The following is a 16,588-nucleotide window of genomic DNA, read 5'->3' as shown; positions in this document are numbered from 1 at the left end:
TTAAGCCAAATTCACGACGGCTGGGCGTGATACCCCTTCCGCCTGCGGTTGATGCCCAAACCAGGCGATTTGGTGATGTAATTCCACCACTTCGCCGATCACCAGCAGCGCCGGTAACGGTGCCTGTTGAGCCAATTGTTCGAGTTGTTGCAGCGTACCGGTTTGCACCAGTTGGTCCGCACGGGTGCCACGGCTGATTACCGCCACCGGCGTTGTGGCCGCACGGCCGTGGGCTATCAGGCGCTGGCTGATATCCGCCGCCTTCATGGTGCCCATGTAGATAGCCAGAGTCTGGCGCGCACGCGCCAAATCGGCCCAGTCCAGGCCATCGCCGTCGGGGCGACAGTGGCCAGTAATAAAGGTAACGCTCTGTGCGTGATCGCGGTGCGTCAGCGGGATGCCGGCATAGGCGGTTGCCCCGGCGGCGGCCGTTACTCCCGGTACCACCTGGAAGGGAATGCCCGCCGCGGCGGCCACCTGTAATTCTTCACCACCACGGCCAAAGATAAAGGGATCGCCACCCTTCAGCCGCACCACACGTTTGCCCTGCTGTGCCAGTTCCACCAGCAGACGGTTGGTTTCTTCCTGGATCACCGAGTGTGCGCCGGCGCGTTTGCCCACGCAGATGCGTTCGGCATCGCGACGAACCAAATCAAGAATTTCATCGCTAACCAGATGGTCGTACAGCACTACGTCGGCCTGCTGCATCACCTGCAGCCCGCGCAGGGTCAGTAACCCCACGTCGCCCGGCCCGGCCCCCACCAGGGCAATTTCGCCCTGAGTGCCTTCGCTGCCCTGTGCAAACTGCTCTAAGTCCTGCTCCAGTTGCCGCTGCGCCTCGGCGGTTTGGCCATTGGCCACCAGCGTTGCGAAGCGGCCGCCAAAGGTTTTCTCCCAAAAGCGACGGCGTTCGCCAATGGCATTCAGCCGTTGCTTCACCTGACCACGCCAGCGCCCGGCGACCTCAGCCATCTGTCCCAGGCTGGCGGGCAACAAGGCCTCAAGTTTTTCACGCAGCATGCGTGCCAACACCGGAGCCTGACCACTGGAAGAGACGGCGACCACCAAGGGTGAACGGTCGATAATCGACGGGAAGATGAACGAACAGCGCGGCTGATCGTCCACTACGTTGGCCAGCACCCGGCGTTTATCCGCCTCGCTAAATACCTCGGCATTCAGCGCACTGTCATCGGTAGCGGCAATCACCAGGAAAACCTCATCGAGTTGCTGGGCGGCAAAAGCCTGTCCCAACCAGTGGATCTGCCCCTGCTGACGCAGTTGTTCGAGTATCGGTGAGAGTGACTGCGCAACTATCCGTATTTCAGCCCCGGCGCGCAGGAGAAGGTCAACTTTGCGCGCAGCCACTTCACCGCCGCCAACGACCAACACCGGGCGTTGTTTCAGGTCGGCGAATATAGGTAGATAGTCCACAACAGCCTTTTCATATATGCAGAAAGATACTGTGACTATACGGGCTGAGATTTAGCCTCTGAAATGACGAAAAGGAATGACTAGTTCTTTTATGGAATATAGGCCGCAGCGTCAGGGTTTGCGGCGGTCATACACAGGCCAGTTACAGCTAATAGAGTGCTAATCACCCATATGGCACTAATCATCCATTTAGTTTAATTAGCCATCTCTTTATGAACCAAACCGATCTCCCGGTGCAGCAATCCTACTTCCTTATGTAAATCGCCTTTGGTAACAAGTTGCGCATAGCACCGAAATTTTGCCTCTGCAGCTAAAATTTCAGAGCGGTGGAAATTGTTTAATCTGCCGCCGAGTCTCATACTGAGGGCCGCAAAAAGAATCGGTATTACCGACATTAAAAAGAAGGATTTTTCGGTATGTTTTCCCGCTTTTATCTAAAGGCCGGCCTGCTGGTGGCAGTGCTCGGCGGTGTTTTCAGCGTTTCTGCCGCCACACAGCCCGCGAAAGATCTCCCGATGGGTAAATTCGCCGCTGACCAAATCCGCCATATCGCTACCTATTTCCCCGGCCGTATGGCAGGCAGCCCGGCCGAACTGCTCACCGCAGACTATCTAAACCAGCAGTTCAGCAAGATGGGTTATCAGAGCGATATCCGCAGCTTCAATACCCGTTATCTCTACACCAGTAAAGACGGTAAAAAGAACTGGAATAATGTTACCGCCAGCTCGGTGATCGCCGCTAAAAATGGCAGCAATCCGCAGCAAATTCTGATCGTGGCGCATTTTGATACCTATACGCCACAAAGCGACGCCGACCTGGATAACAACCTCGGCGGCCTGACGCTACAGGGCGTCGATGACAATGCCTCCGGTATCGGTGTAATGCTGGAGTTGGCAGAGCGCCTGAAGAACATCCCCACGGCTTATGGCTTGCGCTTTGTTGCCACCAGCGCCGAAGAAATCGGCTCATTGGGGGCGCAGAACTATCTGCAACGTATGAGCCCGGAAGAAAAACGTAATACTGTGCTGGTGATTAACCTCGACAGCCTGATCACCGGCGATCGCCTGTATTTCAACGCCGGCCGCAACACGCCACCCAAGTTGGCGAAACAGAGCCGCGATCGCGCACTGGACATCGCCCACCGCTATGGCATTGCCGCCGCCACTAACCCAGGCAGCCAGGCGCATCCGAAGGGCACCGGCTGCTGCTCCGATCAGGAAGTGTTTGATAAAGCCGGTATTCCGGTGCTATCCGTCGAAGCCACCAACTGGTCGCTGGGCAAGAAAGACGGCTATCAGCAGCGTGCCGTCAGCCCGCACTTCCCACAGGGCATGAGTTGGCACCGCCCGCAGTACGATAATCTGCAATACCTGGAGCGTAATTTGCCAGGACGGATCGATAAACGCAGCCGCGAGAGCGTGCAGATCCTGCTGCCGTTGATCAAAGAGCTGGCGCAGGCGCATCCACCTAAAGCGCCAAAGAAAAAGTAATCCCCCCACAGAAACACCAAGGGCCCAGCCAATGCTGAGCCCTTGGTCAGTTTAAAGAGGGCATTAGCCTTCGTGCAGGCCGCACTCACGCTTCAGGCCGAAGAAGCGGGTTTCTTCCTCGCTCATGCCCGGTTCCCATTTCTGCGTAGTGTGGGTATCTCCTACCGACAGATAGCCTTGCTCCCACAGCGGGTGGTAACTCAGGCCGTGCTCGGTCAGGTATTGATATATTTTTCGATTGTCCCAGTCGATAATCGGCAGGATCTTGAACACTCCGCGCTGCACTGCCAACACCGGCAAGTGAGCACGACTGCCCGATTGTTCGCGACGCAGGCCGGCGAACCAGGTCTGCCCGCCGAGGGTTTCCAGCGCGCGATTCATCGGCTCAACCTTGTTGATTTGGTTGTATTTCTCAATGCCCTCAACGCCCTGCTCCCACAGTTTGCCGTAGCGTGCCTCCTGCCAGGCAGGCGACTGCTCGGCGCGAAACACCTGCAGGTTCAACTTCAACTTGTCAGCCAACTGATCGATAAACTGATAGGTTTCCGGGAACAGGTAGCCGGTATCGGTGAGGATCACCGGGATATCCGGCTTGATCCTGGTCACCAAATGCAAACACACCGCCGCCTGAATACCAAAACTTGAAGAGAGTACAAACTCGCCCGGCAAATGCTCCAGCGCCCATTCGACACGTTGCTCGGCAGAAAGGGTTTCCAACTGACCATTAACCACCGCCAGTGCCAACGCCTGCCCTGATTTGGGCAGCGCGTTCAGCTCCGCCAGATTGAATTCAGCCATGTTGCCTGCCTCCTGATGCTTGAATCATACCGCGCAGATCCAGCCCCCTGTACCAGCGGGGCCAAATGCCGTCAGTCCCAGAAATCCTGTGCCGGATCGACCACCGGCCTGACCACACCGGCGCGGATGGTGAAATCACCAAAGCCTTCGCCTGCCGTGCGCTCGGTGGCCCAACGGCCCACCAGTTGGTCAATCTCTCGCAGAATTTCTTCTTCGTTAATATTTTCTCGGTACATGCGCGGAATACGCGTGCCTTCCCGGTTACCGCCCAAATGCAGGTTATAGCGACCTACCGCTTTACCCACCAGGCCAATCTCCGCCAGCAGTGCGCGGCCACAGCCATTCGGGCAGCCGGTGATGCGCAGCACTATGTGCTCGTCCCCCACGCCGTGCCGATGCAGGATCCCTTCCACCTTGGTGACGAACTCCGGCAGGAAACGCTCGGCCTCCGCCATTGCCAATGGGCAGGTCGGGAAGGATACGCAAGCCATCGAGTTTTGGCGCTGTACGCTGACCCCATCGTCGATCAGCCCATGATCTCGCGCCAGAGCTTCGATCTTCGCCTTCTCGCTTTCCGGCACACCGGCGACGATCAGGTTCTGGTTGGCCGTCAGGCGGAAATCCCCTTTGTGGATCCGCGCGATCTCGGCAACGCCGGTTTTCAGCGGACGCCCCGGATAATCCAATAACCGACCGTTCTCAATAAACAGCGTCAGGTGCCATTGGTTATCAATACCTTTCACCCAACCAATGCGATCGCCGCGACCGGTGAATTCGTATGGGCGGATCGGCTCAAAAGTGATGCCTGCCCGTTTTTCTACTTCGGCGCGGAAAGTATCCACCCCGACGCGCTCCAGCGTATATTTGGTTTTGGCATTTTTACGATCGGTACGATTACCCCAGTCGCGCTGGGTGGTCACTACCGCTTCGGCGACTGCCAGCGTGTGCTCCAGCGGGATGTAGCCGAACTCGCTGGCCTGGCGCGCATAAGTTTTCTTGTTGCCATGTTCAATCGACAGACCGCCGCCCACCAGCAGGTTGAAGCCCACCAGCTTGCCGTTTTTGGCGATCGCCACAAAATTCATGTCGTTGGCGTGCAGATCAACATCATTCTGCGGTGGGATCACCACCGTGGTTTTGAACTTACGCGGCAGATAGGTAGCCCCGAGGATCGGTTCTTCGTCGGTGGTCGCCACTTTTTCCTGATCCAGCCACACTTCCGCGTAAGCACGGGTGCGCGGCAACAGATGTTCGGAAATCTTCTTCGCCCACTCGTAGGCTTCCTGATGCAGTTCTGACTCCACCGGGTTAGAAGTACAAAGCACGTTACGGTTAACGTCGTTGGCGGTAGCCAGCGCGTCCAGCCCCAGGCGGCCCAGCAGTTGGTGAACCGGCTTAACGTTGCCCTTCAAAATGCCATGGAACTGGAAGGTCTGGCGGTTGGTGATACGAATGCTGCCGTACAGGGTGCTTTCCTGCGCGAACTTATCAATGCCCAGCCACTGTTGGGGTGAGATAATCCCTCCCGGCAGACGGCAGCGCAGCATCATCGCGTGGCGCGGCTCCAGCTTTTGCTCGGCACGTTCGGCACGAATATCACGGTCGTCCTGCTGGTACATGCCGTGAAAACGGATCAGCAGGAAGTTGTCACCGGTGAAGCCACCGGTCAAACCGTCCTTCAAATCTTCAGCGATGGTGCCGCGCAGGAAGTTGCTTTCTTTCTTCAAACGCTCGGCATCGGCCAATTTGCCTTCAACCACCAGAGGCCCCGGGTGTTTATCACTCATCAGTAAACATCTCGCTGATAACGGCGCTCAAGGCGCAGCTCACTTAAAAATTCATCCGCCAGCTCGGTATCCATACCACCGTGCTCGGCCACCAGTTCCAGTAATGTGTTTTCCACGTCCTTCGCCATGCGGTTGGCATCGCCACAGACGTAAATATGAGCGCCTTCCTGGATCCAACGCCACACTTCCGCGCCCTGTTCGCGCAGTTTGTCTTGAACATAGACTTTATGTTGTTGATCGCGTGACCAGGCCAGATCGATACGAGTCAGCAGGCCATCCTTCACATAGCGCTGCCATTCGACCTGATACAGGAAATCTTCGGTAAAGTGCGGGTTGCCGAAGAACAGCCAATTCTTACCGCCGGCACCATCAGCGTCACGTTGCTGCATAAAGGCGCGGAACGGCGCAATGCCGGTGCCAGGGCCAATCATGATCACTGGCGTTTCCGGGTTGGCCGGCAGGCGGAAGTTGTCGTTGTGCTCGATGAACACCCGCACATCACCGTCCTCTTCCAGGCGATCGGCCAGGAAGCTGGAAGCGCCACCGGCACGAGCACGACCGTCAATGTCGTAGCGCACCACGCCGACGGTCACGTGCACTTCGTTTTCGTTCTCAGCCTGCGAGGAGGCGATGGAGTACAGGCGCGGCGTCAGAGGGCGCAACAGGCCAATCAACTGTTCGGCATTGAGATCGGCCGGTGCCTGACGCACCATGTCGACAATCGGCGTGCTGTGCGCGTAATGCTGCAGCGCGGCTTTATCTGCCAGTAAGCCAATCAGTTTCTCGTCGCGAGACAGCGCCGCGTATTTGTCGACGATCGGCGTAGTGTTCTGCGTCAATTCGAAATGGCTGCGCAACGCTTGCGCCAGCGGCAGAGTTTGACCTTCGACCTCTACCGGCTCGTCGCCTTTCAGCCACAGCAGTTGCACCAGTTCGTCCACCAGCGCAGGATCGTTATCGAACCAGACGCCCAACGCGTCACCCGGTCGGTAGCGCAGACCCGAATCGCCCAGATCAATCTCGATATGGCGTACGTCTTTATCTGACGCACGGCCGGTAATTTTTTGCTTCACCGCCAGTTGCGCGGTCAGCGGCTGTTCTTTGCTGTATGGGCTGCTATCGAGCAGATCAACTGCGCCGCTGGCCAGTACGCACGGTGCGGCGTTTTCCGCCGGCGCGCGGGCTTTCAGCACTTCCACTACCTGTTTACGCCAGGCCGTGGCCAGTTCCTGATATTCCACGTCGGCATCCACCCGCTCGACCAGGCGCTCGGCACCCAGTTCGGCCAGCTTGCCGTCGAAGTCTTTGCCCGACTGACAGAAGTTTTCGTAGGAAGTATCCCCCAGCCCAAAGACCGCAAACGCGGTCTCGTTAAGCTTGGGCGCTTTCTTTGAGAACAGGAATTTATGCAGCGCAACCGCCTCTTCCGCCGGCTCGCCTTCCCCCTGTGTGGAGGCGACGATCACCAGCAAGCGTTCCTGGGCAATCTGCTTGAATTTGTAGTCACCGGCATTCACCAGGGTGACGCTCAGCTTGGCGGCCAACAGATCGTCGCGCAGCTGTTCCGCCAGGCGACGTGCATTGCCAGTCTGCGAAGCAGAGATCACCGTGATGCTGGCGGCAGCGGAAGCCACCGGCGCAATGGCAACGCTGCCAGGCTGTTGATTAACCATTCCCCAGAAATAACCTGACAGCCACGCCAGCTGCGTTGGTGAATATTCACCAATCGCCGCCTGCAGGCGCGCCAGCTGTTCGGGCGTCAGCGGGAGCAAAGATGTTGGAGGTGCCTGAGTCGTCATTGCAGTACTTATTTCCTATACATGGCACCTATCCAGCCAGGTGCTCGCCAGTGTCAGCCGCTATTTTTTCGTTCGGTCTGCGGTCCTGAAAAGATCAGGAGAGTTTGTAAGGTTACCCAGCCGATTGGCAACGATTAAATAAGGGATAGCAATAAATAATAACTAAAATGACTAAGCTGTTTTTCTGGTAACGGATAGTGCTTAAAGCGCTAAGCGGACTTTTTTATCCACATGAAAATTAAACCGTTTTTTTGGTGCTTATTGAATGAATCGCATTTACCGCTCATAACCCCAACCGATAGGTCTATCAAGGACCAAACAAAAAAAGTGTTAAGCCAACTTTGACAGCGCTACCGGTAGACCAAAGCGGTATAAATGGCAAGAAAGCTCCGTTTCCGGTAAACTTCGGCGGTTTTTGAGTCAATGAGGCCGTAATAATGGCAACCACGCTGTTTAAAGATTTTCAGTTTGAAGCCGCACACCGCTTGCCGAACGTAGCGGAGGGCCATAAATGCGGCCGTCTGCACGGGCATTCGTTTATGGTGCGTCTGGAAGTGACCGGTGAAGTGGATGCACACACCGGTTGGGTGATGGATTTCGCCGAGCTTAAAGCCGTGTTCTCCCCAATCTGGGAGCGCCTGGATCACAATTATCTCAATGATATTCCAGGATTGGAAAATCCCACCAGCGAAGTCCTTGCCGCCTGGATTTGGCAGCAGCTTAAACCCCAGTTGCCGGAACTGACTGCGGTGATGGTGAAAGAAACCTGTACCGCGGGATGCGTGTATAAAGGCTAAAGAAAGGGCGCCCTATGGCGCCCTGAATTTTATGCGATATTCAGATACTTATGGGTCTGCATCGACAGGCGCCAGTTGCGCGCAATGCAGGTTTCAATACACAGGCGGGTCGCCTCTTCCTTCTGACTGATCGGCTGCAACGCGATAATCCGCGGCTTCTCATCGTGCAGCGTCGCCAGCAGCGCATCCAGCGCTTCAATATCACGCTCACGTCCGACCGGATGTTTCACTTCATCAGCGCGCTGCAAAGCCTGGCTCAGCACCTTCATGCCGCCGCGCATATTTACCTTGGGTGAAACCGTTACCCAGGTTTTCGCCGAGCATTGGATCTCGTGAGTGCCGCTGGTTTCAATCTGGCAACCGTAGCCGTGCTCTTCGAGTAATTCAGTCAGCGGAGTCAGATCGTAAATGCAGGGTTCACCGCCGGTGATCACCACATGGCGCGCGGTGTAGCCTTGTTGGCGAATGACCGCCAGTAACTGCTCGGCGCTGGCGCTGCCCCAGGCGTCGCTCTCTTCGGTTTTCACCAAAATCCTTTGCATATCAACTTCCCGATTGGCTTCCTTTTCCCAGGTATGTTTGGTATCGCACCAGCTGCATCCTACCGGGCAGCCCTGCAGGCGGATAAAAATGGCCGGAACGCCGGTAAAAAAGCCTTCGCCCTGCAAGGTTTGGAACATTTCATTAATCGGGTACTGCATCGGTATCTCAATCTGGAAAGGTAAAAAGGGATTATCGCAGATTCCGGCCCGGCGACCAAACGGGCGAAATTGTATTAAATTTTATCCAGCGCTCGGCGGCCAGCCGATCTCACCGGCTATCGGCTTCATTTAATTAGTTTACTGAACCAGTCCCTTGCACTGACGGTGTAATCTGCTTCGCAAAAACAACATTTAATTAACGTATAAGATAAATATATTTGACATAAATCGTTCGCACGCAGATGTATATACAGGCAAGCACAAGCCGGACGCCAGTTTCGGCGGTTCATCCACCACAATCACATCTGCGTTTAGAGGGTGCCATGGCTCATTCCACCGAGTTGAATATTCAGCAGGCCATCGACGACAGCAAATTCTCGCTGTTTCACTGGACCTTAATCATTTTGGGATTCCTGATCCTGGCCATTGATGGCTTCGACACTGCGGCCATGGGGTATATCGCCCCTTCGGTCGCCAAAGACTGGGGTATTGTGAAACAGGATCTCGGCCCGGTACTGAGCGCCGCCCTGTTGGGCCTGTCACTCGGTGCACTGGTTGCCGGGCCGATCTCCGACCGTATCGGTCGCAAACGGGTGTTGGTGTTTTCATGCCTGTTCTTCGGTCTTTCAAGCCTGGCCACCGCCTATGCCGGCTCACTCAATAGCCTGACGCTGTGGCGTTTTCTCACCGGTCTGGGGCTGGGAGCGGCAATGCCGAACGCCATCACGCTGATTTCCGAATATGCACCGCAGCGCTGCCGTTCATTGGCGATTAACACCATGTACTGTGGTTTCCCTCTGGGCGCCGCAGGCGGCGGAGCGATTTCGTCATGGCTTATTCCGGCCTATGGCTGGCACAGCGTACTGTTGCTGGGAGCGATCGCTCCGCTGGTGCTGACGGTATTGTTGATCCTGTTCCTGCCGGAATCGGTCAAGTACATGGTTAACCGCGGCAAAGACGCGATCAAAATCAAACGCATTGCCCAGCGCTTTGTCAGCCAAAATCTCGATAACGTCACGCGTTTCTATCTGTATGAAGAGAAACTGGCACAGTCGAAAACCAGCGTCGGCCTGTTGTTCACCCGGCCTTATCTGACCGGCACGCTGATGCTGTGGCTGACCTACTTTATGGGGCTGGTAATTTATTACGTGTTGCTGAGCTGGATGCCTATCCTGATGCAGGGGCTGGGCTATCAGTTGGAGCAGTCGGCGATCCTGACCTCGCTGTTCACCTTCGGCGGCACCCTTGGCATTCTGGTGGCCGGCTGGCTGATGGATCGCTGGAACGCCCATAAGGTGGTGTCGAGCGGCTTTGTCATTACCGCACTGCTGATCGTGGCAATGGCCACCGAGGACAGCCATATCGTGCTGCTGGGCACCTTTATCTTCCTGATGGGGATTACCATGAACGGCGCGCAGTCCGGCCTGCAAACGCTGGCGGCGACCTTCTACCCCACCCACAGTCGCGCAACCGGCATTGCCTGGATGCAGGGCATCGGCCGCTTTGGTGGCGTGGCAGGAACCATGATGGGAGCGCAGCTGCTGGCCATGCAGTGGGAAGTGCAGAGTATTTTGATGTTCCTGTGCGTGCCGGCGTTGATCGCCGCTATCGCCACGGTATTCAAAATGACCCGTCGAGCGGTATTACAGCCTGCTGCATAAAGACAAATGCCCGCCCTCTGGCGGGCGTTTTGCTTTCAGATATAGGACTTTTTTATCACAGGGCCTAACTTGTAATAGGTATGTAAATTTATTGTGATTTGACGCGCAAAATTGACCCATTTTTAATTCATTTTTGTTGAATAGCTCACTGTTCTCCCCTGCCAAGCTAATGGCCACAACGTCTGATTAAACAACATCATATTGATTAATAACAAAAATAACTTTCTCTTATGCCATTTTTGGCATCCACTGGTCGGTGTTGCATATGCTTGTACATACAAGTATATGTTAATAAACCCTACGCATTGTTATGGCGTGGTGATTCACCCCACCGCGTTATGGGATTCTGCACCAATACTGTTTGAGGAAAATGCTGTGACTGCAAATAACAAAGTTCGCAATGTCGAAGTACGCGCGCCACGCGGCACAAAATTAAATGCAAAAAGCTGGCTGACCGAAGCGCCGTTGCGCATGCTGATGAACAACCTCGATCCTGAAGTGGCGGAGAATCCGCACGAGCTGGTGGTATACGGCGGCATCGGCCGCGCCGCGCGTGACTGGGATTGCTACGACAAAATTGTCGCTACCCTGAAAACCCTGGAAGACGACGAAACCCTGCTGGTGCAGTCCGGCAAACCGGTTGGGGTATTCAAAACCCACAGCAACGCGCCACGCGTGCTGATCGCCAACTCCAACCTGGTGCCTCATTGGGCAACCTGGGAACACTTTAACGAACTGGATGCCAAAGGCCTGGCCATGTACGGCCAGATGACCGCCGGCAGCTGGATCTACATCGGCAGCCAGGGCATCGTCCAGGGCACCTACGAGACCTTCGTCGAAGCGGGTCGCCAGCATTATGACGGCAGCCTGCAAGGCCGCTGGGTACTGACCGCCGGTCTGGGTGGCATGGGTGGCGCACAGCCGCTGGCCGCCACGCTGGCAGGTGCTTGCTCACTGAACATCGAATGCCAGCAGAGCCGCATCGATTTCCGCCTGAAAACCCGCTATGTCGATGAACAGGCCAAAGATCTGGACGACGCACTGGCCCGCATCAAGAAATACACCGCTGAAGGCAAAGCCATCTCCATCGCCCTGTGCGGTAACGCGGCGGACGTTCTGCCGGAACTGGTGCGCCGCGGTGTGCGTCCGGACATGGTCACCGACCAGACCAGCGCCCACGATCCGCTGAACGGCTACCTGCCTAAGGGCTGGAGCTGGGAAGAATACCGTCAGCGTGCGCTGACCGAACCCGCTCAGGTGGTTATCGCCGCCAAGCAGTCAATGGCCGAACACGTTGAAGCCATGCTGGCGTTCCAGAAAATGGGCGTGCCAACCTTTGACTATGGCAACAACATTCGCCAAATGGCGAAAGAAATGGGCGTCAGCAACGCCTTTGATTTCCCAGGCTTCGTACCGGCTTATATCCGTCCTCTGTTCTGCCGCGGCGTTGGCCCGTTCCGCTGGGCAGCACTGTCTGGCGATCCACAAGACATCTACAAAACCGACGCCATGGTTAAAGAATTGATCCCGGATGACGAGCATCTGCACCGCTGGCTGGATATGGCACGCGAGCGCATCAGCTTCCAGGGTCTGCCGGCACGTATCTGCTGGGTCGGTCTGGGCCAACGCGCCAAACTGGGTCTGGCGTTCAACGAAATGGTCCGCAGCGGTGAGCTGTCCGCACCTATCGTCATCGGCCGTGACCATCTGGACTCCGGCTCGGTTGCCAGCCCGAACCGTGAAACCGAATCAATGAAAGACGGCTCAGACGCCGTGTCCGACTGGCCGCTGCTCAACGCCCTGCTCAATACCGCCAGCGGCGCGACCTGGGTTTCCCTGCACCACGGCGGTGGCGTCGGCATGGGCTTCTCCCAACACTCCGGTATGGTTATCGTTTGTGACGGCACCGATGAAGCCGCAGAACGCATCGCCCGCGTATTACATAATGACCCGGCCACCGGCGTAATGCGTCACGCCGATGCCGGTTACGACATCGCCATTGAATGCGCCCGCGAGCAAGGTCTGAACCTGCCGATGGTGGCTGCGACTCAAGGAGACAAAGCATGAAAGCGCTGACTATTCGCCCAGGCCAACTGACACTGGCGCAACTGCGTGAAATTTATCAACACCCGGTCACCCTGACTCTGGACGACAACGCCTACGCAGATATCCAGAAAAGCGTTGCCTGCGTTGAACGTATCGTTGAGGAAAACCGTACCACCTACGGCATTAACACCGGTTTCGGCCTGCTGGCATCCACCCGCATCGCCCGCGAAGATCTGGAAGATCTGCAGCGTTCTATCGTGCTGTCGCATGCCGCCGGTGTCGGTGCGCCCACCGACGACAATCTGGTGCGCCTGATTATGGTGCTGAAAATCAATAGCCTGTCGCGCGGCTTCTCCGGCATCCGTCTGGAAGTGATCGAGGCGCTGATGGCGCTGGTCAACGCCGAAGTCTATCCGCATATCCCGCTGAAAGGCTCCGTAGGCGCCTCCGGCGACCTGGCACCGCTGGCACACATGAGCCTGGTGCTGCTGGGTGAAGGCAAGGCCCGTTATCAGGGCGAATGGCTGCCTGCCACCGAAGCGCTGGCCAAAGCGGGCCTGAAACCGCTGACGCTGGCGGCCAAAGAAGGTCTGGCACTGCTGAACGGCACCCAAGTTTCCGCTGCCTTTGCCCTGCGCGGTTTGTTTGACGTGGAAGATCTGTACGCCGCGGCAACGGTCACCGGTAGCCTGACGGTGGAAGCCGCTCTGGGTTCACGCAGCCCGTTTGATGCGCGCATTCATGCCGTGCGCGGTCAGCGTGGTCAGATCGACGCCGCCGCCGCTTACCGCCATCTGCTGGGCGAGCGCAGCGAAGTGTCCGATTCACACCGCAATTGTGAAAAAGTGCAGGATCCGTACTCCCTGCGCTGCCAGCCACAGGTGATGGGCGCCTGCCTGACGCAAATTCGCCAGGCCGCCGAAGTGCTGGAAATTGAAGCCAACGCGGTGTCCGACAACCCGTTGGTATTCGCAGAGCAAGGTGATGTGCTGTCCGGCGGTAACTTCCACGCCGAACCGGTCGCCATGGCCGCCGACAATCTGGCGCTGGCGTTTGCCGAAATCGGTTCACTGTCCGAGCGCCGCATCTCGCTGATGATGGATAAACACATGTCGCAGCTGCCACCTTTCCTGGTGGACAACGGCGGGGTGAACTCCGGCTTTATGATTGCCCAGGTGACCGCCGCGGCGCTGACCAGCGAAAACAAAGCGCTGGCGCACCCGGCCAGCGTCGACAGCATTCCGACCTCGGCCAACCAGGAAGACCACGTTTCCATGGCACCGGCCGCCGGTCGTCGCCTGTGGGAAATGGCGGATAACGTTCGCGGTATTCTGGCCGTCGAGTGGCTGGCGGCCTGTCAGGGGCTGGATCTGCGTAAAGGGCTGAAAACCACCGAAAGCCTGGAGCAGGCCCGCCACACACTGCGCGAGCAAGTCAGTTACTACGACAAGGATCGTTTCTTCGCCCCCGACATTGAAGCCGCCAGCCTGCTGTTGGCGGCCGGTCACCTGACCTCGCTAATGCCTGCAGCGCTGCTGCCTAGCCAGGCATAAATAAACCCTACCACGCAGTTTGTTCTGTCCCACCGGGCGCTATCCGCCCGGTGCGGATAGCGCGTGCCTGTTCTGCCGTAAAAACTCGACGGGAAGCAACATGCATAACGAAACACCACAACTCAGACGCGGATTAAACGCGCGACATATCCGCTTTATGGCACTCGGCTCCGCCATCGGCACCGGGCTGTTCTATGGCTCCGCCGGGGCGATCCAACTGGCCGGTCCTGCAGTGCTGCTGGCCTATCTGGTGGGCGGCGCGGCGGTCTTTATGGTGATGCGCGCGCTGGGGGAAATGGCGGTGCATCAGCCGGTTTCCGGTTCGTTCGGCCATTACGCCAGCCATTATCTTGGCCCGCTGGCCGGTTTCCTCACCGGCTGGACCTATACCTTCGAAATGGTGATTGTCGCCCTGGCGGACGTGACCGCCTTCGGCATTTATATGGGGCTGTGGTTCCCGGACGTCGCCCAATGGGTGTGGGTACTCAGCATTATCATGTTTATCGGTGCGCTCAATCTGTGCAGCGTGAAAGTGTTCGGCGAAATGGAGTTCTGGCTGTCGTTGATCAAGGTTGCTGCCATTGTGGCGATGATAGTCGGCGGCGGTGCCGTGATGCTGTTTGGTTTTGGCCAGGCTCAGCACGCCACCGGCATCAGCAATCTGTGGGCGCAAGGCGGCTTTATGCCTAACGGCATCGGCGGCGTGGTCGCTTCATTGGCGGTAGTGATGTTCGCCTTTGGCGGCATTGAAATCATCGGCATTACCGCCAGCGAGGCAAAAGACCCCGCGAAGGTACTGCCGAAGGCGATCAATGCCGTACCGATCCGCATTTTGCTGTTTTATGTGCTGACGCTGCTGGTGCTGATGGCTATCTATCCGTGGAACAGCATCGGCCAGAACGGCAGCCCCTTTGTTGAGATTTTCAGCAATCTGGGCATCAGCTCGGCCGCCAACGTACTTAACGTGGTGGTGATCACCGCCGCCATTTCCGCCATTAACAGCGACATCTTCGGCGCAGGCCGCATGATGTACGGCATGGCGCAGGATGGTCAGGCACCGAAAAGCTTCTCCAAACTGACCTCCAATGGCGTGCCCTGGATGACGGTGTTGGTGATGTCAGTCGCCCTGCTGCTGGGCGTGGTGCTCAATTACCTGATCCCCAAACAGGTATTTATGATCATCGCTTCCATCGCCACCTTCGCCACCGTCTGGGTATGGCTGATGATCCTGCTATCGCAGATTGCCATGCGCCGTACGCTGACGCCGCAAGAAGTCAGCAAATTGAGCTTCCCGGTGCCGTGGTGGCCGGTCGCACCAGCGCTGGCAACGATATTTATGCTGTTCGTTATCGGCCTGCTCGGTTACTTCGAAGACAGCCGCATTGCCCTGTACGTCGGGCTGGTGTGGGTGGCCTTCCTTACCCTGGCTTACTGGTTGTGGGTACGTAAAAAAGGCGGGGGTTCACCCGTCACGTCCTCACCACAGTATTAATCTCACGAGCCCGCCGTTCCCGGGCTCTTCGTCATTACAGTGGAGTATCACTATGCAAACACGACACAAACTATGGATACCGCTCATTGCGCTCGGACTTATGACAGGCAGCCTGTCCGCGCGTGCAGCTGGCTGGTGTGAATCCGGCAAGCCGGTCAAATTCGCCGGACTCAACTGGGAAAGCGGCATGCTGCTGACCGACGTCATGCAATATGTGCTGCAAAAGGGCTACGACTGCAAAACCGACGCGCTGCCGGGTAACTCCATCACCATGGAGCAGGCGATCGGCACCAACGACATTCAGGTGTTCGCCGAAGAGTGGATTGGCCGCAGCGAAGTCTGGAACAAGGCAGAGAAAGCCGGCAAAGCGGTCAGCGTCGGTGCGCCGATTGTCGGCGCGGTTGAAGGCTGGTACGTGCCGCGCTATGTGATTGAAGGCGATGCCAAACGCAAGTTGAAACCGCTGGCGCCGGATCTGAAAAGCATCCCGGATCTCGCCAAATATGTGCAGGTATTTCGCGATCAGGAAGAACCGGACAAAGGCCGTTTTTACAACTGCCCGGCCGGCTGGACCTGCGAACTGGATAACACCGCGATCCTCAAAAAATTCAAGCTGGACGACAAGTTCACCAACTTCCGCCCTGGCACCGGCCCGGCACTGGATACCGCGATCCTCTCCAGCTACCGCCGCGGCGAACCTATTCTGTTCTACTACTGGTCACCTACCCCGCTCATGGGCCAGCTCGATCTGGTGAAACTGGAAGAACCGGGCGTGGACAAGAACATCCATATCAAGGTCGGTATTTCCAGCGTGTTTAACCAGCAGGCACCTGAACTGGTGCAGGTGTTGTCAAAAGTGAATCTGCCGCTTGATCTGATTAACCAGAATCTGGCGCGCATGAGCAAGGAACGCATCAGCTCAGAGAAGCTGGCGCTGGAGTTCTTCAAGCAGCACCCGGAAATCTGGAAACAGTGGGTCAGCGAAGACGCAGCGAAAAAAATTCAGGCCTCCTTGTAATCGCTTTGGCATTCA

General features: G+C 56.9%; 12 protein-coding genes. 7 read left to right on the top strand and 5 right to left on the bottom strand.

What is annotated here, in order from left to right:
- A complete protein-coding gene (gene cysG / locus SERS4_RS0104580) occupies positions 1-1,431 on the bottom strand; it encodes a siroheme synthase CysG (RefSeq protein ID WP_017891642.1) in 1,431 nt (476 codons plus the stop codon).
- 416 nt (positions 1,432-1,847) lie between these two features.
- On the opposite strand from cysG, the gene SERS4_RS0104575 reads away from it, so the two are divergent.
- Positions 1,848-2,921: an aminopeptidase gene (locus SERS4_RS0104575; protein WP_017891641.1), complete on the top strand. Its 1,074-nt coding sequence runs from the start codon at positions 1,848-1,850 to the stop codon at positions 2,919-2,921.
- 63 nt (positions 2,922-2,984) lie between these two features.
- On the opposite strand, the gene SERS4_RS0104570 is transcribed toward SERS4_RS0104575, so the two are convergent.
- From SERS4_RS0104570 to cysJ, 3 genes are all read right to left on the bottom strand, one after another.
- On the bottom strand, positions 2,985-3,719 hold the full coding sequence (locus SERS4_RS0104570; protein ID WP_017891640.1) for a phosphoadenylyl-sulfate reductase: 735 nt from the start codon (positions 3,717-3,719) through the stop codon (positions 2,985-2,987).
- 71 nt (positions 3,720-3,790) lie between these two features.
- The gene (gene cysI, locus SERS4_RS0104565; RefSeq protein ID WP_012005259.1) at positions 3,791-5,506 is read right to left on the bottom strand and encodes an assimilatory sulfite reductase (NADPH) hemoprotein subunit; all 1,716 of its coding nucleotides are present in this window, start codon (positions 5,504-5,506) and stop codon (positions 3,791-3,793) included.
- Complete coding sequence (gene cysJ, locus SERS4_RS0104560) at positions 5,506-7,305, bottom strand: NADPH-dependent assimilatory sulfite reductase flavoprotein subunit (protein ID WP_026142204.1); 1,800 nt, start codon at positions 7,303-7,305, stop codon at positions 5,506-5,508. Before cysJ ends, cysI begins: the two co-directional genes overlap by 1 nt.
- 437 nt (positions 7,306-7,742) lie before the next feature.
- Here cysJ and queD point away from each other — a divergent pair, with 437 nt between their 5' ends.
- Positions 7,743-8,102 (top strand): 6-carboxytetrahydropterin synthase QueD, encoded by a 360-nt coding sequence (gene queD / locus SERS4_RS0104555; protein ID WP_012005257.1) that lies wholly within the window; start codon positions 7,743-7,745, stop codon positions 8,100-8,102.
- A 29-nt stretch (positions 8,103-8,131) separates the two neighbouring features.
- On the opposite strand, the gene queE is transcribed toward queD, so the two are convergent.
- Entirely contained in the window at positions 8,132-8,803 is a 672-nt protein-coding gene (queE, locus tag SERS4_RS0104550; RefSeq protein ID WP_012005256.1) for a 7-carboxy-7-deazaguanine synthase QueE, read from the bottom strand.
- Between the two features lie 323 nt (positions 8,804-9,126).
- On the opposite strand from queE, the gene SERS4_RS0104545 reads away from it, so the two are divergent.
- From SERS4_RS0104545 to SERS4_RS0104525, 5 genes are all read left to right on the top strand, one after another.
- Positions 9,127-10,464, top strand: a complete 1,338-nt coding sequence (locus SERS4_RS0104545; protein WP_017891638.1) for an aromatic acid/H+ symport family MFS transporter — start codon at positions 9,127-9,129, stop codon at positions 10,462-10,464.
- A gap of 375 nt (positions 10,465-10,839) precedes the next feature.
- The gene (gene hutU / locus SERS4_RS0104540; RefSeq protein WP_017891637.1) at positions 10,840-12,531 is read left to right on the top strand and encodes a urocanate hydratase; all 1,692 of its coding nucleotides are present in this window, start codon (positions 10,840-10,842) and stop codon (positions 12,529-12,531) included.
- Positions 12,528-14,063, top strand: a complete 1,536-nt coding sequence (gene hutH / locus SERS4_RS0104535) for a histidine ammonia-lyase (protein ID WP_017891636.1) — start codon at positions 12,528-12,530, stop codon at positions 14,061-14,063. The genes hutU and hutH overlap by 4 nt, the downstream gene beginning before the upstream one ends.
- 100 nt (positions 14,064-14,163) lie before the next feature.
- The gene (locus SERS4_RS0104530) at positions 14,164-15,555 is read left to right on the top strand and encodes an amino acid permease (RefSeq protein WP_017891635.1); all 1,392 of its coding nucleotides are present in this window, start codon (positions 14,164-14,166) and stop codon (positions 15,553-15,555) included.
- A gap of 52 nt (positions 15,556-15,607) precedes the next feature.
- Complete coding sequence (locus tag SERS4_RS0104525) at positions 15,608-16,573, top strand: ABC transporter substrate-binding protein (protein WP_026142203.1); 966 nt, start codon at positions 15,608-15,610, stop codon at positions 16,571-16,573.
- The last annotated feature ends 15 nt before the right edge of the window (positions 16,574-16,588 follow it).

Origin of the sequence: Serratia sp. S4, from assembly GCF_000347995.1 — a bacterium.
In the GTDB taxonomy this organism is placed as follows: domain Bacteria; phylum Pseudomonadota; class Gammaproteobacteria; order Enterobacterales; family Enterobacteriaceae; genus Serratia; species Serratia quinivorans.
Note: the sequence above shows the minus strand (reverse complement) of the source record. Positions and strands in the feature narration are given on the sequence as shown.

Coding starts and splice junctions, on each gene's coding strand:
- queE (WP_012005256.1), bottom strand. CDS start 8,803: ATGCAGTACCCGATTAATGAAATGTTCCAAACCTTGCAGGGCGAAGGC.
- SERS4_RS0104545 (WP_017891638.1), top strand. CDS start 9,127: ATGGCTCATTCCACCGAGTTGAATATTCAGCAGGCCATCGACGACAGC.
- SERS4_RS0104530 (WP_017891635.1), top strand. CDS start 14,164: ATGCATAACGAAACACCACAACTCAGACGCGGATTAAACGCGCGACAT.
- cysJ (WP_026142204.1), bottom strand. CDS start 7,305: ATGACGACTCAGGCACCTCCAACATCTTTGCTCCCGCTGACGCCCGAA.
- queD (WP_012005257.1), top strand. CDS start 7,743: ATGGCAACCACGCTGTTTAAAGATTTTCAGTTTGAAGCCGCACACCGC.
- SERS4_RS0104525 (WP_026142203.1), top strand. CDS start 15,608: ATGCAAACACGACACAAACTATGGATACCGCTCATTGCGCTCGGACTT.
- hutH (WP_017891636.1), top strand. CDS start 12,528: ATGAAAGCGCTGACTATTCGCCCAGGCCAACTGACACTGGCGCAACTG.
- SERS4_RS0104570 (WP_017891640.1), bottom strand. CDS start 3,719: ATGGCTGAATTCAATCTGGCGGAGCTGAACGCGCTGCCCAAATCAGGG.
- SERS4_RS0104575 (WP_017891641.1), top strand. CDS start 1,848: ATGTTTTCCCGCTTTTATCTAAAGGCCGGCCTGCTGGTGGCAGTGCTC.
- cysI (WP_012005259.1), bottom strand. CDS start 5,506: ATGAGTGATAAACACCCGGGGCCTCTGGTGGTTGAAGGCAAATTGGCC.